Raw genomic sequence first — 19,885 nt, forward strand, 5'->3', positions numbered from 1 at the left:
CCACCCGCCACCCACCGCCCGGTCACGTCAGCCCGGTCACGTCAGCGGAATCGGATCGTCGAGCGCCTTCTCACTCCGCCACGCCGCCATGTCCGCCGTCGCCACCCGATGCTGCTCAACCGCGTGCGCACCGTGGACCCGCCGCGAGGCCTCGACGGAGTCCGTCCACCGGATCGACCGAAGCGTCTTGCGCCCCTCCGGCTCGTATCCGGCCGTGGTCTTCCGTACCGCGGTGACCAACGGTTCGGCCGAGCCGTCCGCCATCGACGCCCGCACCGCCGGCATCATCGCGCCCAGCGACCCCGACCGCGCCAGCTCGACCGCCCACACCACCTCCGGCGAGGACATCTCGGCCAGCCTCAGGTAGGCCCGCAGCAGCGTGTCCGGTTCCAGATCGGACGCCAGTGCCGCGATCACCGAGCGCACCCACGCGGCCTCCTCCTGCGGCGCCGCGTCGACCATCGCCAGGAACGGCTCCTCCCCGCAGATCCGCAGCATCTCCCGCAGCCCTTGCAGGACCGCGCCCGGGTCGTCGCGCATCGCCTGGAACGCCAGCCGCCGCGGCGTCCCACCGGCCCACTGGTGGACCTGCACCATGCGCGTGACCTCGGGCTCGGTGTCGTACTCGCGCACCAGGCGGGACAGCACGCTGTCCGGGGTGTACGGGTTCTCGGCCAGCCGCATCCGCAGTGCCGTCCGCAGCGCCGGGTCCCCCAGCGATCCGAACGCGTGCTCCACCAGTTCCCGGCACAGCGGCGCCTGCGAGGCCATCTCCTGGATCAGCCAGGCGTGCTCCCGCAACGCGGACAGCTCCGCCCCGGTCGGCTGCTTGTGCACCGTCGCCACCGAGGCCAGGAACCCGCGCGCGGACAGCGGCGGGGCCAGCGCCAGCACCACGTTCGCGGCGCGCCACCGGCGACCGGCCGGGTACGTTCCGGCGGCCTGCGGCTGCCGGGCCCCCGGCGGCCTGCGGGCGATGACGCCGCGGCCGGAGTCCGACCGCGCCTTCACCAGCGCCGCCAGCGAACCGGGGGTGGTGTCCACGTCGCGCACCATCCGCGACCAGTACTGCCGTCCGGCGCTGTCGCCGCGCAGGATGGCACGGGCGACGGCGTCGCTGACGGCCACGATCTCCGGTTCCATCACCAGGGTCACCGCCACCGCGGCCGGGCGGACGTGCCGGACGATCTCGGCCGGGCGGATCGTGCCCAGCCGGGCGCCCATCAGCGCGATCTCCCGCAGGTAGGGGAACTGCGCCGGGTTCGGCGTCTCACGGAACTGGGCCAGGGCCCGTTCGTAGTCGTCGATCGTGGGGTGCGACGGGAACGGCGGGAGGGGTTTGGGGGCAACGGGGCGCCCCCGGTCGTCGACGCGGTTCACGGCTCACCCTCCACGGCCTCCCCGACGCCGTCGTCCACCGTGCCGACCTTCTCGACCAGTTCGACTAGCTGCGCGTATTCCAGGGGACCGGCTTCCATCAGCCGGTGCACCATGATTCGCCATCGGTCCGGTCTGTTGTCAAGATGCTGCCGTACCGCGGTCTCCAACGGCCACGATGTGGGATCGTCGGGGTGCGGGTCGTAGGGATGGGCCGGATCGGGGACGGTCACGCCCGGCAGGACGCGGTGCCCGGCGATCTCGGCGGCCGTCAGCAACGGCCCGGCGTCGCCGGAGGCCATCGAGGCGCGCACGAACGGCTCCACGTGGTCGACCCCGCCGATCGCGGTGGCCACGTCCCAGACCGGTTCGGGCCCGGCCTCGGCGGCCAGCCGGGCGTAGAGCAGCGCGGTGGTGTCAGGGCCCAGATATCTCGCGAACTTCTTCAGCAGGAAGTGCAGCCGCTCGGCGTTCGGGGCACCGGCCACGAGCTGGTAGATCCGGGCCTCGCCCAGCCCCTTCGCGAAGTGCATGATCTGCGCCCACCCGGTCCCGGACTGCTCCAGCAGTTCCAGGGCGGCGCAGCGGATGCCGGGGTCGGCGACGTCGTGGAGCATGGTCAGCCGGGTGTTCCTGGGGTCCACGGGTTCGTGCAGCAGGCGCCGCAGGACCGCGATCGGCGTCACCGGGTTGACGGCCAGCGCGCGCCGGGCGTCGGTGCCGGGGTTGGCGACCAGCGCCCGGGCCACCAGGCCGGGCGGCAGCGGGCGGCCTTTGAGTAGTTCCAGTTCGAGCTCGTTCATCTGTCCGGGGCCCTCCGACAGGAGTTCCAGGCCGACGTGCGGCCGGGCGAAGGCCATCAGCACGTTCGCGCTGGGCACGTCCCGGTACTCGCCCTCGGCCACGTCCTCGATCAGTTCTTCGAGCTGGTCCTCGTCGGCGAAGACGTGCTCGGGCCCCAGGACGGCGGTGGAGTCGACGAGTTCGGCGACGGTGCCGGACCACGTGAAGGAGCGCAGGAGCACAGCGGTCCACAGCGGGATGTCGTCGCCGATCCGCTGGTACAGCAGGCTGCGCACGCCTTCGGCCAGGTCCGCGCGGCCCCGGGCGGCCGGCAGGATCTCCTCGGCGCCGCGCCAGGCCAGGTCGAGCACCACGCCGGCCGGGACGGCGTACTCGATGACCTCGTCCGCGCTCAGCGAGCCGGCGGCCAGACCCCTGATGATCAGGTCCCTGATGGCGGCGACGAACTCCGGGGCCTGCTCGAAACCGTCCCAGTCCAGGTGCAGCGCCGCCACCGCCACCGCGATCCGGCGCAAGGTGACGACGTCCGGCCTCGCGGCGTGCCAGGCGGCCTGCGGATAGCCGGCGACCAGCCGGCGCCGCACGTCCTCGGGGATGTCCTCGCGCCCGGCGGCCTCATCGAGCCCGGCGATCTGGCCGAGGTAGCGGCCGCTCTCGCCGGCCACGCTCGCGTGGTCCTGCGCGAGGGCCAGCACCTCGTCCCAGTCCAGCCGCCACGGGCGCGAGCCGGCGCCGGGCCGGTCCCAGCGCCGCACCCAGGCCTGGTCACGCCAGCCGGGCTCGGCCGCCGGGATCGGGCCGGGCAGGCCCAGCACCCGGGCCGCGGGCAGGGACAGGCCCAGATCCCGTGCCCCGGCAAGGACTCGCAGCAGTTCGAACTCGGGATCGCCGGTGTCGGTGTCGGCCAGGTGCGACGGCGAGAGCGGCAGCACGGCGGTCCCGAGGAAGTCGACCAGCTTCGCCCGCAGATCCGGCGGCACGACCGCCTCCCCGTCGGCCCCCACCCGGTCCCGCAGGATCGCCGACCGCACCCACGCCACCCCGACCTGCTCCAGCCGCCCGAACAGCGCCCGATCGAGGTCGGGATCGGCGAAACTCAGCAATCTGCGACGCGCGGCGTCCCGGTACGGCATCCCCTCGTGGCCGTACAGACCATGGGGTTCGGGCACGAGGCCGAACGTGCCCGGCAGGACCCGGCGCACGACGGGTGGCGGCCCCGGCGCCGGCAACCGCAACTGCCAGGCCAGAGTCCGGCGGGCCGAGTGCGGTCCATGCGCGATGACATGGTCGATCACCGCCTCGGGCACGCGCGGACCGAGCCGGACGATACCGGCGTTGAGCTGCGCGGCACTCAGGGCATTGAGAACCAGCGGCAGATCCCCCGCCCGCGCGACCTGCGTGAAGAGCAGAACCCGCGCAGCCGCGTCCGGAACCGTCAGCGGCGTGCCCCCGCCCTCGGCTTCCTTCTCCATCGCGCCCCGCCTTGCCTCCCGCCTGCACGCTTGCCTGACATGACCATGATGCCGCACGCGCGGGGCGGGGGCACTGAGCCGGAGGTGGTTGCGTGGTGTCAGGGTTGCGCGCCCAACACCTGCAACGCCTGATCAGCGATCTCAATCTCCTCATCCGTCGGCACCACCAGCACCGCGGTCTGGGCCCAGTAGGGCGAGATGTACCGCTCCTGCTTGGACTCCTGCGCGTTCCGCTTGGGGCTCACCGAGATCCCGAGGTGTTCCAGGCCGAGCAGGGCGCCGGCGCGGACGGTCGCGGAGTTCTCGCCGACGCCGGCGGTGAAGGCCACGGCGTCGACGCGGCCCAGGGCTGCCAGGTAGGCGCCGATGTACTTGCGGATGCGGTAGCAGTACACGTCCAGGGCCAGGCGGGCTGCCTCCTCGCCCTTGGCCGCGGCGGTGTCGACGTCGCGCATGTCGTTGCTGCCGGCCAGGGCCAGCAGGCCGCTGGCCTTGTTCAGGGTCTGGTCGATCTGTTCGGCGCTCTGACCGCTCTGGCGGGCGATGTAGGCGGAGACGGCCGGGTCCAGGTCGCCGGAGCGGGTGCCCATGACCAGGCCTTCGAGGGGGGTCATGCCCATCGAGGTGTCGACGCTCTTCCCTTCGCGGACCGCGCAGACGCTGGCGCCGTTGCCGAGGTGCAGCACGATCATGTTGACTTCCTCCGGCTCGCGGCCGAGCATCGCCGCCGCGCGCCGGGAGACGTACTGGTGCGACGTGCCGTGGAAGCCGTAGCGGCGCACGCCGAGGTCGGTGCGCCACTCCTTCGGGATCGCGTAGGTGTACGCGTAGTCGGGCAGCGTCTGGTGGAAGGCCGTGTCGAAGACCGCGACCTGCGGGGTGTCGGGGAACGCCGAGCGCGCCGCCTCGATCAGCGTCAGGTTCGCGGGGTTGTGCAGCGGCGCCAGCGGGATCAGTTCCCTGATGGCGTCGCAGACCTCGTCGTCGATGAGCGTGGGGCCGCGGAACCGGTCGCCGCCGTGCACGACGCGGTGTCCGACGGCGGCCAGCCGCGAGCGGTCCAGCCTGCCCTTCAGCGCGCCGAGCACGACGTCCATGCCGGCGGCGTGGTCGGCGACGCTCCCGGCCGACTCGCCGATCCGCTCGACGGTCCCGTCGGCCAGCCGGGCCCGGTCGTCCATGTCGATCAGCCGGTACTTGATCGACGAGGAGCCGGAGTTCAGGACGAGAACCTGGTTCACTGTGCGCTCTTTTCCGGGCTGCTGGTCATAGGACTCGATGCCGGGCTGGTCGCAGAACTCGTTGCGGGGCTCGTTCCGAGGCTCGATGCCGGGCTGGTCTCCACACCGGCGCCGCCGCCCGGTCCCTGCGCCTGCACCGCGGTGATCACGACCGTGTTCACGATGTCCTGCACCAACGCCCCGCGCGACAGGTCGTTCACCGGCTTGCGCAGGCCTTGCAGCACCGGTCCGACCGCGATCGCGCCGGCGCTGCGCTGCACCGCCTTGTAGAGGTTGTTGCCGGTGTTCAGGTCCGGGACGATGAACACCGTCGCGCGCCCGGCGACCGCGCTGCCCGGCAGCTTCAGGGCCGCGACCTCGGGGTCGGCTGCCGCGTCGTACTGGATCGGGCCCTCCAGCGGCAGGTCGGGGTCGCGCTCGTGGGCCAGTCTCGCGGCTTCGCGGACCTTCTCGACGTCTTCTCCGGACCCTGATTCACCGCTGGAGTACGACAGCATCGCCACCCGCGGCCGCACGCCGAACGCCTCGGCGGTGCGGGCCGAGGAGACGGCGATGTCGGCGAGTTGTCCGGCGTCCGGGTCGGGGATGACCGCGCAGTCGCCGTATACCAGGACGCGGTCGGCCAGCAGCATGAAGAAGACGCTGGAGACCACGGACACGCCGGGCTCGGTGCGGATGATCTCGAAGGCCGGGCGGATGGTGTGCGCGGTGGTGTGTACGGCCCCTGACACCATGCCGTCGGCGCGGCCGGAGTGGACCATCATCGTGCCGAAGTAGGAGACGTCCTGGACGATGTCGCGCGCCTTGTCCAGCGTCATGCCCTTGTGCGCGCGCAACGCGGTGTATTCGTGGGCGAATTCCTCGACCAGGTCCGGGTCCGCCGGACTGACGATCCGCACCCCGGCCAGGTCCAGGCCGAGTGCGTTGGCGCGGGCCCGGACCTTCTCCCGCTCCCCCAGCAGGATCAGGTCGGCGGCACCGCGGCGCGCGACGATGTCGGCCGCGCGCAGGATCCGGTCGTCGCCGCCTTCGGGCAGCACGATGCGTCGGCGCTGCGACCGCGCGCGCTCCAGCAGCTGCGCCTGGAACATCAGCGGCGTGACGACGACCGAGCGCGTCACGTTCAGCCGGTTCAGCAGCGCCGAGGTGTCCACGCCGCGGGCGAACGCGCCGAGCGCGGTCTCGACCTTGCCCGGATGGCCGGCGGTGATCTCGCCGCGCACCGCGGCCAGGTGCAGCGCGGTCGGCAGCGTGTCCTCGCCGCTGGCGATGATCGGCAGCGGCGAGGACACGCCTTCCAGCAGCCGGGAGACACTGGCCGGGAGGGTGAAGCCGCCGGTGAGGAAGACCCCTGACAAAGCGGGGAAGTTGGCGGCCTCGTGCGCGGCCAGCAGGCCCGGCACGAGCCCGGCGGTACGGTCGCCGGGGGCGATGATCGCGACGCCTTCGGTGAGCCGGTCCAGCACGTTGGGCAGCGACATCGCGGCGACCACGAGCGAGGCGGCCTCGCGGTCGAGCAGCGCCTCGTCGCCGCTGATCAGCTCGCCGTCGGCGGCCCGGACCAGGTCGCGGATGGTCGGGGCGGTCAGGCCCGGGACTTCGGGGATGGTGAAGACCAGCGGTGTGCTGCTGTTCGCCGCCGCCCCCAAGGCCGCCCCCAACGCCACTTCCAACGCCGCGGCCACCTCCCGCCGCACCGCCTCCTCATCCCCGGGCTGCACCCGGTTCACCACCACCGCCAACTCCGTGGCGTGCAACCGCGTCAGCTCCTGGCGCGAGACCCGCACCACGGCGGCCACGTCCTGCGGCGTACGCTCCATCCCGCCGACCACCAGCAGCACCGGCAGGGCGAGGTTGGCCGCGACCGTGGCGTTGAAGCCGAACTCGGTGGTGTTGGCGGCGTCGGTGTAGTCCGAGCCGACCACCACCACGGCTTCGCAGCGGGCCGCCAGGGCCCGGTAGCGGTCGACGATCGTCTCCACCGCGCGCGCCGGGTCCAGGTGGACCGCGTCGTAGGTGGTGCCGACGCAGTCCTCGTAGGGTTCCTCGATCCGGTAGCGGGTGCGGATCAGGTCCACGATCTCGTCCACCGCGCCGCCGCCGGGGACCACCGGGCGGAAGACGCCGAGCCGGCGCACCCGGCGGGACATGGCCTCGGCCACGCCGAGCGCGACGACGGTCTTGCCGCCGGCGGCATCGGTCGCGGCGATGTACAGGCCCTGCGCCGGGCCGCCGTCCGGGTCCCGGTCCTGTGCGTCCACACCGCGATCATGCCAGCGTGACCCGTCCGGCGCAGCACAAGGGGCGCGGGCTGCGACCACTGTCACAGGCTGGACGGGTGACTCGCCTCTCCCGACCCCGACCGACGCTCTCCCGACAGACCCAGGCCAAGGGTCCGCTGTCCGCGAAGGACCTCGACGCGATCAACGCCTACTGGAGGGCGGCCAACTACCTGTCGGTGGGCCAGATCTACCTGCTGGACAACCCGCTGATGCACCGGCCGCTGACCCTGGACGACGTCAAGCCGCGGCTGTTGGGCCACTGGGGCACCACGCCGGGCCTGAACTTCATCTACGCGCACATGAACCGGGTCATCAAGGACCGCGACCTGAACGCGATCTACATCGCCGGCCCCGGCCACGGCGGCCCCGGCGTGCTGGCCAATGTGTATATGGAAGGCACGTACACCGAGTACTACCCGGCGATCGGCCAGGACGAGGACGGGATGCGCAAGCTGTTCCGCCAGTTCTCGTTTCCCGGCGGCGTGCCCTCGCACGTCGCGCCGGAGACCCCGGGCTCGATCCACGAGGGCGGCGAGCTGGGCTACTCGCTGGTCCACGCCTACGGCGCCGCGTTCGACAACCCGGACCTGCTGGTCTGCACAGTGGTCGGCGACGGCGAGGCGGAGACCGGGCCGCTGGCCGGCTCCTGGCATTCGAACAAGTTCCTCAATCCGGTCCGGGACGGCACCGTGCTGCCGATCCTGCACCTGAACGGCTACAAGATCGCCAACCCGACGGTCCTGTCCCGCATCCCGCAGGCCGAGCTGGAGCAGCTGATGCGCGGCTACGGCTACGAGCCGTTCACCGTGGTCAGCGAGGAGGGCGCGGACCCGCTGGCGGCGCACCAGGCGATGGCCGGGACGCTGGACCGGATCCTGGACCGGATCGCCGACATCCGCAGCGATGCGGCCAGCGGCAAGGACAAGGGCGCGCGTCCGGCCTGGCCGATGCTGATCCTGCGCACGCCGAAGGGCTGGACCGGCCCGAAGACCGTCGACGGCAAGCGCGTCGAGGATTCCTGGCGCGCGCACCAGGTGCCGGTCTCGGAGGTACACACGAACCCGGAACACCTGAAGCTGCTTGAAGAATGGATGCGCTCCTACCGCCCCGAAGAACTGTTCGACCCGGCGGGCACGCTGATGCCGGAGCTGGCCGCGCTCGCCCCGACCGGCCACCGCCGGATGGGCGCCAACCCGCACGCGAACGGCGGCGTGCTGCTGCGCGACCTGAAGATGCCCGACTTCCGCGACTACGCGGTCGACCCGGCCGGGCACGGCGTCGAGCGCGCCGAGTCCACCAAGGTCCTGGGCACCTTCCTGCGCGACATCATGCGGGACAGTTCGGGCCCTGATAACTTCCGCGTCTTCGGCCCGGACGAGACCGCCTCGAACCGGCTGCAGGCGGTCTTCGAGGCCACCGGCCGGATGTGGTACGCCGAGACCCTGCCGTGGGACGACGAGCACCTGTCGGCCGAGGGCCGCGACCTGGAGCCGCTGAGCGAACACATGTGCCAGGGCTGGCTGGAGGGCTACCTGCTGACCGGCCGGCACGGGCTCTTCTCCTGCTACGAGGCCTTCATCCACATCATCGACTCCATGTTCAACCAGCACGCGAAGTGGCTGAAGACCACCCGCGACATCCCCTGGCGGGCCCCGATCGCCTCGCTGAACTACCTGCTCACCTCACACGTGTGGCGCCAGGACCACAACGGCTTCTCGCACCAGGACCCGGGCTTCATCGACCACGTGGTGAACAAGAAGGCCGACGTGATCCGGGTCTACCTGCCGCCGGACGCGAACACCCTGCTGTCGGTGGCGGACCACTGCCTGCGCTCGCGGGACTACGTGAACGTCATCGTGGCCGGCAAGCAGCCGCAGCTGCAGTTCCTGTCGATGGACGACGCGATCGTGCACTGCACCCGCGGCATCGGCATCTGGGAGTGGGCTTCCACGGACGGCGACGGCGAACCGGACCTGGTGATGGGCTGCGCCGGCGACGTGCCGACGATGGAGACCCTGGCCGCGGTGGACATCCTGCGCCAGCACTTCCCGGACCTGTTGGTACGGGTGGTCAACGTCGTGGACCTGATGCGACTGCAAGGCAGCGAGGAGCACCCGCACGGCCTGACGGACAAGGAGTTCGACGCCCTGTTCACCACAGCCAAACCGGTGGTGTTCACCTACCACGGCTACCCGTGGCTGATCCACAGGCTGACATACCGGCGCACCAACCACGTCAACTTCCACGTGCGCGGCTACAAGGAGGAGGGCACCACGACCACGCCCTTCGACATGGCGATGCTGAACGACATCGACCGCTTCCACCTCGCGATCGACGCCATCGACCGGGTCCCGGGCCTCGCCGAGCGCGCCGGACATGTGCGGCAGCAGTTGCAGGACGCGCGGTTGAAGGCCCGGCAGTACACACGGGAGTTCGGGGAGGATGATCCGGCGATTTCGGGGTGGGTGTGGCCTTACTGAGGTGACCGGTGGCGGCCCGGGCCAAGTGGCTCGGGCCGCTTCGCGCTGTAGGTTCTGGTCAGTCACGTCGGTCAGCAATCAGTCGACCGGCTACTGCCCGGACGTGACCTGCTGGCCGTCGGTCGCCGCCGCCTGGAACGTCAGACCTCGTACTCCTCCCGGCGCCTCGGGAACGTGATCGTCTGCACCAGCACCGCGGCCATCTCGCTGGCCTCGACCCAGGACTCCATGTTGAACGTGCCCAGGGTCACGATCGCCATGAACGGGCCGGTCGGGAAGGGGACGAAGACCTGGATCTGGCCCTGCACCAGTTCGGCCGGGGCGCCGCCGGCGGTCAGCGCCGGGTCCAGCGGGAACTTGGTGACGGTGATCCGGGAGACGGCCGGGCCGCAGGGCAGGTTGAGCCAGCGGGAGTCGTTGAACTCGTCGCGGACCAGGAGCTCGCGCAGGCCCAGGGCGGCGGCCTCGGGGTCGCTGTGGTCCGAGGCGGTGGCGGCGATCGTCAGGTTGACGGTCGCGACGCCGCCGCGCTCGTTGTCGAAGACGCCCATCGCGGCGTAGGCGACGCCGGTGGCGGCCGTCATCTCGCCCATGGCGGCGAAGGCCGGGCCGTTGGTGCGCCACAGTTCTTCGTCGCCGTTCGGGTACAGCTCGCGGGCGAACGCCTCGGCCGCCGCGGCGCGCTCGGCCGGGTCGGATCGCAGCGGGAGCTCGTGGAAACCGTTCGGGAGGACGAACAACAGGGGCGGGATGCCGGTGACGTCGCGCTCGAACGCCTTCGCCAGGTCGACCCGCACGGCCTCGGCGTCCGCGGCGTCCCTGGCGTCCGTGGGCACAGCGGCATCGGCCGCGGGCCCGGCTGTCGGGGACTGCGCCAGTGATTCAGTGGTCATTGATTCTCCATGGTCAGGAAAAGCCTCGCGGGTCAGCCGAGCACCGGCTTGCCCTCGGCGTCCAAGGTGATGCTCCCGGCGTTGACCACCTTCTTGCCGACATGGGCCTTCGCCTCGACCGAGACGATCCCGGCGGCCGCGTCGACGGAGTTCACGACGAACTCCACCGGCTTGGGCAGCGCCGAGGACCAGCTGTCGACGGCGGCCTGCTGCGCGGGGTTCAGCGCCACCGGCTCGGTCTCCCCGCTCAGGATCGCGGCGACCTTCGCCGCGCTGCCCTTGCTGAGCAGGTCCAGCCGGACCCAGGAGCCGTCGGTGAAGGTCACGGTGAGGTCGGCGCCGTGCGTAGCGAAGGCATGCTGCACAGCCCCGGCCACCCGGTCCAGCGGCAGATCCCACAACACCTCGGCGGGCAGCTGGACCGAGGCACTGCCGAGTACCAGCAGCCGCCGGTCGGTCAGCTGCAGGTCGGTTCGGTAGGACCGGTCGGGCCGCCGCTCCGGGTCCAGCTGGAACGGCGCGGTGCGGGCCGTCGTGCCGGCCGCCGCCCACATCACCGGGAAGTCCTCGACCTCCAGCGCCGGATCGGTCGGCTCGGCGCCGTCCGGCCCCTTGAAGTTGACGTTGGAACCCCCGCCGGAACTGAGGAGTTCGACGGTCCCGGCGACCACGACCGCCGTCGCCTTGCCGAAGATGCCCAGGCCCCGGCCGACCTTGGCCGCCTTCTCGCCCCGCTTCTCGTGCGCGGGCGCCGGCGGCCAGCCGGGCAGCTCGGCCGAGATGTCCCGGCCCTGGTCGTCGCGGAACCAGTGCCGGTCCAGCACTTTGGGCGCACGTCCCTCGGCGAACGACGCCACGCCGCGGAACAGCGGCGTCTCGTCGGATTCGGGGTACCAGTCCATCAAGGGCTCCAAACGTTCTGTGCGGGATTACCCGCCTATCCTTACGCGAACAGCGCGTGGAACGGGTTACCGACGTTCATCTCCATGTCGTTGTGGATGCCGTGCGGCAGGAAGTACAGCTTCGGCGCCACTTTGATGCCGGCGTCGATGGTCCGGCCCAGCCCGGTCATCGCGTCGATGCTGAACTTGGGCAGCTCCTTGCCGAAGACCTTCACCCCGTCGCCGAGCATGTTCAGGCCCTTGGTGCCCAGCAGCTGCCCGGGGCGGTAGGCCTGTTCGACGATCATCTGCGCCCGGCCCAGGAAACTGCCGTCGTGCGAGATGAAGCCGCCGGCCTTGGTGCCCCAGACCGCGACCGTCTTGCCGAACGCGGACAGGTTCTTCAGCGCGCTGGCATCGTGGCCCAGGCCGACCAGGCTGTGGCTGATCGTCGTCACGCCGCGGAAGCCCTCGCCGAGCTCTCCGGCCCGGGCCACCGCGACCGCCCCGTCGGCCACCTTCGCGCCCTTGGCGAACGCCCCGATGCCGGGGATGGCGCCCAGGGCGTCCACGCCGATGCTCATCCAGCTCACGTTCGCCCCGGCGGCCATGGCCAGCAGGTGCGTCAGGCAGGCGGCGGCGCTGGTCGCCACCGAGGCCGCGGCGAAGATCGCGCCCAGCGGCTCGAACGGCGCGGTGATGATGGCCAGGATGCCCAGGATCCCGGACAGGTCGCTGAGCAGGTCGCCGATGAACTTGATGGCGTCGGCGTGCTCCTGGACCCAGTGCCAGGCGCCGGAGAACGCCTTGCCGATGCCGTCCACGATGGAGTCGAACAGGCCCGGCTTGCCCGGCGCCATCTGGCCGGCGTGGTGCAGCTGGTCGGCGATCCCCTTGGCCGCGGCGATGAACCGGTTGTGCAGGTCGTGGGCGCGACTGACGATGTCGCTCATCCCGTTCTGCGCGTCGGTCAGGGCCTTCTGGTTCTTGGTGGCGTCGGCGGCCTGCTGCGTGGCCTGCGCGCTCCCGGCCGAGGCCGCGGCGGGCTGGCCGGGCTTGCCGGGCTGGCCGTTGACCGTGCTCTGCGCCGAGTTGACGGCGCCCTGCTGGGTCGCGGCCTGCTTCTCCAGCGCGGCGGCCTCACTCTGGAAGCCCTCCAGCTGCCCGGCCCAGTTGTAGAGCAGGCTGCTGGCTTGGGAGAAGGAGTCGTGGCACTTCTGGACCGCGGGCTTCAGGTCGCTGTTCAGGTGGTCCATGAACGCGTTCGCGGACTGGCCCTGCCAGGAACCGCGGTCGGCGCCGGCGATGTTGGACAAGATGGTGCCGAGCTCGGTGCTCATGTCGCCCAGGGAGCGACCCAGGTCACGGGTCTGCGACACGTCGCCGGGGGTGGGGTCGAAGCCCAGCGCCGGCAGGTTGCGTGCGACTGTCATGGCCGGTCCCCCTACGCCTTCTTCGGCTCGATCTGGGCCTTGAGCTTGCCGTCCGCGTCGTCGAACGTCTTGCCGATGTTGTCGAGCATCTTCAGGCAGTCGTCGGCGTGCTGGCCGATCTGGCCGATGCCGTAGTGCCACTCGTCGGCGAAGTCGTGCATCCGGTTCACCAGGGGGTCGGCGCCGACGCCGGTCGCGTCGGTGTTGCGCAGCCGGCGGCACGCGCCGTCCAGGTCACCGCTGATCCTTGTCAGGGTGCTGCGCAGGTCGCTCAGCACCACCGCGCTCACCTGTAGATCACTCACTCTGGGCCCCTCCCCGTGGGACACCGCACATCGCGCACGCTGAACGTGCTCCCGGTCATGACGTGACGCGCGACGCCCGAATGTCGTGTTCGATCAAGACCCGAAGCACTATATCGATTTGCCGACTCGTGGGCGATCCGTGAGCGGAGAGCGGGTCAAGGCCCGTCGGCGATTTCACCCGATCCCCTGGTTTGACCCCTTCGCCCCTTCAACCCGGCTCGCCCCGCACCTAGCTTCAAAGGCATGCCGAAGCCGTTCCAGCTGCCCGATTTCTACATGCCGTACCCCGCGCGGCAGAACCCGTATCTCGAGTACGCGCGCGTCCATTCCAAGGCGTGGGCCCGGGACCTGACCATGATCGAGGGGTCGGGGGTCTGGGACGAGGACGACTTCGACCGGCACGACTACGCGCTGCTGTGCGCGTATACGCACCCTGACTGCGACGCCGAGGAGTTGGCGCTGGTCACCGACTGGTACGTATGGGTGTTCTTCTTCGACGACCACTTCCTGGAGGTCTACAAGAAGCCGCGCGACATGCCCGGCGCGCGTGCCTACCTGGACCGGCTGCCGGCGTTCATGCCGATCGGCGACCCGGCCGCGATGCCGGAGCCGACCAACGCCGTCGAGGCCGGGCTGGCCGACCTGTGGCTGCGGACGGTGCCGGGTAAGTCGGAGGACTGGCGCCGGCGGTTCGCCGAGAGCAACCGGCACCTGCTCGAGGAATCGTTGTGGGAGCTGGCGAACATCACCGAGGACCGGGTGTCCGACCCGGTGGACTACATCGAGATGCGGCGCAAGGTCGGCGGGGCGCCGTGGTCGGCGCACCTCGTGGAGCACGCGAACGGGGTCGAGGTGCCGGACCGGGTGGCGGCCAGCCGTCCGCTGCGGGTGCTGAAGGACACCTTCGCCGACGCCGTCCACCTGCGCAACGATCTGTTCTCCTACCAGCGCGAGGTCGAGCACGAGGGCGAGAACGCCAATTGCGTGCTGGTCTTGGAGCGCTTCCTGGGCTGCCCCACCCAGACCGCCGCCGACCTGACCAACCAGCTGCTCACCAGCCGGCTGCACCAGTTCGAGCAGACCGCGCTGACCGAGCTCGCGCCGCTGTTCGCCGAGCACGGGGTCGGCCCGGCGGAGGCGTTGCAGGTCACGCTGTATGTCAAGGGTCTGCAGGACTGGCAGTCCGGCGGGCATGAGTGGCACATGCGCTCGTCGCGGTATATGAACGACGCCGGGGACGGGACCGGGGACAGCGCCAGCACACCCGCGCTGGCCGGACCGCTCGGGTTGGGGACGTCGGCCGCCCGCATCGTCGCCTCGATCGCCAAGACGATGCCGGCCCGCCTCAAACGCCTGAGCCACCCGCCCTACGAGCCGGTGGGCCCCACCCCCATCCCCGATATCGCTGCCCCGGCCGAGCTGCGCCTGAGCCCGCACCTGCCGGTCGCCCGCCGCAACGTCCTGGACTGGTCCCGGCACATCGGCTTCTTCGACGGCATCTGGGACGAGCAGCACCTCATCGGCAGCGACTTCGCCCTGTGCGCCGCCGGAATCCACCCGGACGCCGCACCGGAGGAACTGGACCTCGCCACCGCCTGGCTGGCCTGGGGCACATACGCCGACGACTACTACCCGGCCGTCTTCGGCGCCTCCGCAGACCTGGCCGGCGCCAAACTCAGCAACGCCAGACTCAGCGCCCTGATGTCTGACAACCCGCCCGCCCCGGTGTCAGCACTCGAACGCGGCTTGGCCGACCTGTGGCGCCGATCGACCACCGACGTGTCGGCCACCGCCCGCGAGGCCCTGCGCCGCGGCACCCAGACGATGATCGACAGTTGGCTGTGGGAGCTGGACAACAAGGCCGCACACCGGGTCCCGGACCCGATCGACTACATCGAGATGCGCCGCGCCACCTTCGGCTCCGACCTGACGATGGCCCTGTCCCGCGTCCGCCACGACTCGGTCCCGCCGGAGGTGCTGCGCAGCCGCCCGGTCACGGCACTGGAGCACGCGGCGGCCGACTGGGCGTGCCTGCTGAACGACCTGTACTCGTACCAGAAGGAGATCCAGTTCGAGGGCGACGTGCACAACGCGGTACTGGTCGCGCAGGACTTCTTCGACTGCGACCGCGACCGCGCCCTCCAGGTAGTCAGCGCCCTGATGACAGCCCGGCTGGACCAGTTCCACCACGCGGCCGACGTCGAGATTCCAGCCCTGGCCGACGCGATGCGCCTGTCCTCCGCCACACGCGCCGCGCTGGAACGGCACGTCCAGGAGCTGCGGGACTGGCTGGTCGCGATTCACAACTGGCACCAGGCGACCACGCGGTACGGCGAGGCGGAGCAACAGCGGCGGCGAACGGGGCGGCTACGGCAGTTGTCGCCTTGGGGGTGGCAGGCCCAGGGCGGAGTCGGGACGCGGATCGGGGGCCGTGCGGTGGTGGCGCCGGGTGGCGGCGCTTGATGGTGACGGCTGGTGTTGTCACAGGGTTCTGATTGAGACATCGGGTTCTTATTGAGACATCGGGCTCTCATTGAGCCACGGCGCTCCAAGGCTGTTCTGGTTCAGAGCTTGTTCGGGGCTCGGGTCTTGTTCGGGGCTCAGGTCTTGTTCGGGCTCGGAGCTTTTCGTGGAGCTGGAGTTTGTTGGATGAGTTGCGGTTGTGCTGGTGGTTTCAAAGCTTTTTACGGCCTTCGGTCATAGTTGTGCCGGTTCGGGGTTCGGGGTGGTGGGTGTGTTTGTCGGCTGCCGGTTTCCGCGTTCACAACCCCGCCCCGCCTCAGGCCTCTTCAACTCCAGTAGGTCCGAGCACGGGCAAGATCAAGATCAAGATCAAAAACTGTGATGAAGAGCCGGGCCTCCGGCGGGCCTCGGCAACCTCAGGGAAACTAGCGCGGTTCCCTAGGGTGGCCGATCTAGTCTCAGCGGCGGCGGTTCCTGAGGTGGTGCGGTCCGTTCCCCACGGTCGCGTCGTCAGCCCGATGGGTACAGCACCGGTGTCCGGGGGTAAAGTCCGCGCGCTGCGGACATGCAGGTAGGCGGCGGTTTTGTGCAGCGCGAACTTGACCCCCGGCCACCGGCACTGTAGGCGAAGCCCTGCCGACGCGACCGAGGGGAACGAACCGAAAACCAGCCGGAGAAATACAAAACGCAGGGACCGACAACGCGGGTCGGCGATGCGGCCACCGGTATGGCTGTGGCGGCGGGGCCGGTAGTCGGTTAGTCGAGAACATGCCCGGGTGCGGTAGGGGCCAGCAGTGCACGCAGTGAGTGTCGAGGGCTGGGACAGGATCCAAGCCGGTGATAAGCCGCCCCCTGCTGGTCTGTCTCGGCACACCTGTAATCCCGGTGGTATCGGTTGTGGTCGCCGAGTCGATCCGGCACCTGCCAGCCCAGAATGCGCACCTTGGGACTGTCGCGTTGCCAGGTACTCGACCGGCGGCCGAACTCGCCGGGTCGCCGGTACCGAACCACTGGGCTTTGCCATTCTTCCGGCTGGTTTTCGGTTCGTTCCCCTCGGTCGCGTCGGCAGGGCTTCGCCTACAGCGCCGGTGGCCGGGGGTCAAGTTCGCGCTGCACAAAACCGCAGCTCGGGCACCCAACCGCAGCGCGCGGACTTTACCCCCGGACACCGGTGCTGTACCCCCCGGGCTGACGACGCGACCGTGGGGAACGGACCGCACCACCTCAGGGACCGCAGCCGCTGAGACTCACCCGGCCACCCGAGGGAACCGCGCTAGTTTCCCTGAGGTTGCCGAGGCCCGCCGGAGGCCCGGCTCTTCATCACAGTTTTTGATCTTGCTCTTGATCTTGCTCTTGATCTTGCCCTTGCTCGGACCTACTGGAGTTGAAGAGGCCTGAGGTGGGGCGGGGTTGTGAACACGCGAACCGGCAGCCGACAAGCACACCCGCCGACCCGAACCCCGAACCGGATCAACTATGACCGAAGGCCGTAAAAAGCCTTATAACCACAACCCAACCGCATCCGCAAACCAGAATCCACCACACGAAAGATCCGAACCCCAAACGCTCCAGCGCACCAGCTGAAGGTTCAGGGCTCACGCCCCACGCCTCACCTAGCCTCACCACTCACCGCTCGCGCCGCACCTCACCGCTCGCCCCTCACACCGCACCCCTCACCACTCACCGCTCGCGCCGCACCTCACCGCTCGCGCCTCACACCGCACCCCTCACCGCTCACCCCTCACACCGCACCCCTCACCGAGCCCCCCGAATCGCCTCCTCAACCAGCCGGGGCGTTCGCGGCAAAGCGCCGTTCGTCTCGCTCGCCCGGAAACCGTCCAGTGCGAGGGCGGCGAAGCGGCGGGCGGCGAGGGTTCGGTTGGCGGGGGCGGTCGCCGATAGTCCGCGGCAGGCCAGCAGTACCAGGTTCAGATCGTCCAGGACGAAGTCGGGGCGCAGCTGCCCGGTGCGCTTGGCCCGCGTGACGAGCGTTCGGAGTCGGCGTGCGAGTGCCTCGCGGTGGTGGGCGAGGGCGAGGGAGCGCGGGTTGGCCGACATGAAGGCGTCTACGAAGCCCTGGTTCTGCACGTTCAGCACGGTCAGCTGCTCGATGACGGACGCGAACCCGTGCCACGGATCCGGGTCGGCGCAGCCGTCGACGACGATCTGCCGGCAGGCGCGTACCTCGTCGGCGAACACGTCGTCGATGAGCGCCTGCTTGGTCGGGAAGCGCCGGTAGAGGGTCGCCGGGCCCACTTCGGCGTAGCGTGCCACGTCCCGCATCGAGACTTCCAGGCCGCGCTCGGCGAACAGGGAGCGGGCGGCGTCCAGGATCCGGTCTCGGTTCTCCCGGGCGTCGGCGCGGAGCCGGGGCTCGGGTTCCTTGTGAGTCGCTGCTCCGGGCATCGTTCTCGCTTCCGCTAAGTGGACGCGGGCGTCCGCTACTCTCGCAGTTTACCTGGACCGACGGTGTCCTCAGTCGACCGACGGCGTACTCAATCGGTCGCCGAGGCGGCCAAGGCGGCCAAGGCGTCCCCGACCGCCGTCCGCGCGTAGAGCACGACCCGACCGTCGCGGGCGCGGGCGACGAGCCCGGCGCGCCGCATGACCGCCAGGTGGTCGCCGACGGCGCCGGTCGTCATACCCAAGGTGCGCGCCAGGTGGGTGGTGCCGGCCGGGCTCTGGAGCGTGAGCAGGATGCGCGCCCGGCTTCGGCCGATCAAGTCGGCCAGGGCGCCGGGTGCCGGCGCCGCCGGGTGTTCCCAGAGCACTGCGATACCCCGGGCCGGGTAAATCAGGGTCTTGGGCCACTCGCCGGACGTGTAGGCGGCGGCGCGCGGCCAGTTGAAGGCCGAGGGGACCAGGAGCAGGCCGTTGCCGGCCAGCGGGATCAGCTGCTGCTCGGTTCCCGTGCCCGACAGCTCGATGCCGTCGTCGTGCCAGCGTACGGAGGTGTGCAGGTCGGCGATGGCGGCGGCCCAGCCGGCCCGGCCGAGGACGCCCGCGCGATGCACGACGTCGCGTTCGCAGATGGCGCGCAACTGGAGCCAGTCCGGTGCCAGAAGCGTGCGCCACGCCCGGTCCAGCGCCTCGGCCAGACGCGAGACCGCATCCGGGGAATCGAGCAGGGCCCGGGTCTGGGAGTCGGGGGCGGGACCCGCGGCCAGGCACCCGGCGATCTCGGCTCGGGCCAGGGCCAGCGGCGTCGCCCTGATCGTCGCCAGGTCGTCCTCCCACGTCTGGGCCAGACCGGCCGGGGGAGGAGCGAGGAAGTCCGCGCCGATCCAGCCGGATTGCAGAGCCAGGACCGTGTCCAACTCGGTCTGGCGGCGAAGGCCTTCGAAGGCCGGGCGCAGCCGGGACGCCGAGGCCACCGGCAGGCGTCCGCCGCGGTGGAGCAGGCGCAGCAGCGAATCGAGCTCGAACGCCGGGGAGATGGCGAAGCGGCTGTGGAGCAGGTCCTCGGTGCCGACCTCGAAGCGGATCACGCAGACCAGGCTACGTCGGCGGGCGCCGGGTTTACGTCCAGCGACGAATCTCTCGCTCGGGTTCGGCGGCCGGGCCACTGTGCCCGCATGGAATCCGCTGCATCAGCTACCTCCGCTACATCGGCGACATCGGCTACATCAGCGGCATCGGCCACATCCGGTACCGCGGTCCCGAGCCCGGGGCACCAGCGCACGACCTACGGGGACGTGCTCGGCCAACCGCTGTTCCGCCTGCTGTTCGCGACCCGGATCCTGGGCGTCAGCGCCGAGACGCTGCGCATCACGACCCTGTCCGTCCTGATCTTCACCACCTCGCACTCGCCACTGCTCAGCGCACTGGCCTTCGGCGTCGGCTTCCTGCCGCAGCTACCCGGCTCGATGCTGCTCGGCGCCCTAGCCGACCGACTCCCGCCCCGGCCGCTGCTGACCAGCGGCTTCCTGTTGAACTGCGCGGCGGCGGCGGTCCTGGGGACGGTGCGCATGCCGACGGCCGCGGAGCTTGCGATGGTCGCTGCCGTCGCCGTCCTGGCACCGGTCTTCGGCGGGGCAACGAGCGCCTTGGCCGCTGATTTCTTGGCCGGCGATGCCTATGTGCTGGGGCGCTCACTGCTGAACATGGCGTCTTCCGGTGCACAGCTGGCCGGGCTCGCTGCGGGCGGGGCAGCGGTGGCGGGGCTGGGAACTGGTCCGGCGCTGCTGCTGGCCGCTGGGCTGAACGCCGGCTGCGCGTTGGCGGTGTGGCTGCGGCTGCCGGACAGGCCGGCGC

At 70.6% G+C, this 19,885-nt stretch carries 12 protein-coding genes and 1 pseudogene; 3 read left to right on the top strand and 10 right to left on the bottom strand.

Features of this window, described 5'->3' with window-relative positions:
- Positions 1–36 precede the first annotated feature (36 nt).
- The 4 genes from KGQ19_RS38445 to pta form a co-directional block, all read right to left on the bottom strand.
- Entirely contained in the window at positions 37–1,380 is a 1,344-nt protein-coding gene (locus KGQ19_RS38445; RefSeq protein ID WP_212018658.1) for a hypothetical protein, read from the bottom strand.
- Positions 1,377–3,653, bottom strand: coding sequence for a hypothetical protein (locus KGQ19_RS38450; RefSeq protein ID WP_212018661.1), 2,277 nt, complete (start codon positions 3,651–3,653; stop codon positions 1,377–1,379). The genes KGQ19_RS38445 and KGQ19_RS38450 overlap by 4 nt, the downstream gene beginning before the upstream one ends.
- A gap of 98 nt (positions 3,654–3,751) precedes the next feature.
- Positions 3,752–4,894 (bottom strand): acetate/propionate family kinase, encoded by a 1,143-nt coding sequence (locus KGQ19_RS38455; protein WP_212018663.1) that lies wholly within the window; start codon positions 4,892–4,894, stop codon positions 3,752–3,754.
- Positions 4,891–7,155 (bottom strand): phosphate acetyltransferase, encoded by a 2,265-nt coding sequence (gene pta / locus KGQ19_RS38460; RefSeq protein ID WP_307856634.1) that lies wholly within the window; start codon positions 7,153–7,155, stop codon positions 4,891–4,893. The genes KGQ19_RS38455 and pta overlap by 4 nt, the downstream gene beginning before the upstream one ends.
- Positions 7,156–7,232: 77 nt before the next feature.
- Between pta and KGQ19_RS38465 the strand changes: the two genes are divergently transcribed.
- Complete coding sequence (locus KGQ19_RS38465) at positions 7,233–9,656, top strand: phosphoketolase family protein (RefSeq protein ID WP_212018665.1); 2,424 nt, start codon at positions 7,233–7,235, stop codon at positions 9,654–9,656.
- A 140-nt stretch (positions 9,657–9,796) separates the two neighbouring features.
- On the opposite strand, the gene KGQ19_RS38470 is transcribed toward KGQ19_RS38465, so the two are convergent.
- The 4 genes from KGQ19_RS38470 to KGQ19_RS38485 are packed head-to-tail and all read right to left on the bottom strand — an operon-like array spanning position 9,797 to position 13,168.
- A complete protein-coding gene (locus KGQ19_RS38470) occupies positions 9,797–10,549 on the bottom strand; it encodes a hypothetical protein (protein ID WP_212018667.1) in 753 nt (250 codons plus the stop codon).
- Positions 10,550–10,581: 32 nt separating this feature from the next.
- Positions 10,582–11,451, bottom strand: coding sequence for a hypothetical protein (locus KGQ19_RS38475; RefSeq protein ID WP_212018669.1), 870 nt, complete (start codon positions 11,449–11,451; stop codon positions 10,582–10,584).
- Positions 11,452–11,492: 41 nt separating this feature from the next.
- Positions 11,493–12,863: a hypothetical protein gene (locus KGQ19_RS38480; protein ID WP_212018671.1), complete on the bottom strand. Its 1,371-nt coding sequence runs from the start codon at positions 12,861–12,863 to the stop codon at positions 11,493–11,495.
- 11 nt (positions 12,864–12,874) lie between these two features.
- On the bottom strand, positions 12,875–13,168 hold the full coding sequence (locus KGQ19_RS38485) for a hypothetical protein (protein ID WP_212018673.1): 294 nt from the start codon (positions 13,166–13,168) through the stop codon (positions 12,875–12,877).
- A gap of 243 nt (positions 13,169–13,411) precedes the next feature.
- Between KGQ19_RS38485 and KGQ19_RS38490 the strand changes: the two genes are divergently transcribed.
- On the top strand, positions 13,412–15,631 hold the full coding sequence (locus KGQ19_RS38490) for a terpene synthase family protein (protein ID WP_212018675.1): 2,220 nt from the start codon (positions 13,412–13,414) through the stop codon (positions 15,629–15,631).
- Between the two features lie 1,755 nt (positions 15,632–17,386).
- Here KGQ19_RS38490 and KGQ19_RS38495 read toward each other — a convergent pair.
- Both KGQ19_RS38495 and KGQ19_RS38500 read right to left on the bottom strand, forming a co-directional pair.
- Positions 17,387–18,037 (bottom strand): TetR/AcrR family transcriptional regulator, encoded by a 651-nt coding sequence (locus tag KGQ19_RS38495; RefSeq protein WP_212018677.1) that lies wholly within the window; start codon positions 18,035–18,037, stop codon positions 17,387–17,389.
- A gap of 89 nt (positions 18,038–18,126) precedes the next feature.
- Positions 18,127–19,119 (bottom strand): ArsR/SmtB family transcription factor, encoded by a 993-nt coding sequence (locus KGQ19_RS38500; RefSeq protein WP_212018679.1) that lies wholly within the window; start codon positions 19,117–19,119, stop codon positions 18,127–18,129.
- Positions 19,120–19,206: 87 nt separating this feature from the next.
- On the opposite strand from KGQ19_RS38500, the pseudogene KGQ19_RS38505 reads away from it, so the two are divergent.
- Positions 19,207–19,885 (top strand): annotated as a pseudogene (locus tag KGQ19_RS38505) (hypothetical protein); the annotation flags it as partial.

Origin of the sequence: Catenulispora pinistramenti (assembly GCF_018274385.1) — a bacterium.
In the GTDB taxonomy this organism is placed as follows: domain Bacteria; phylum Actinomycetota; class Actinomycetes; order Streptomycetales; family Catenulisporaceae; genus Catenulispora; species Catenulispora pinistramenti.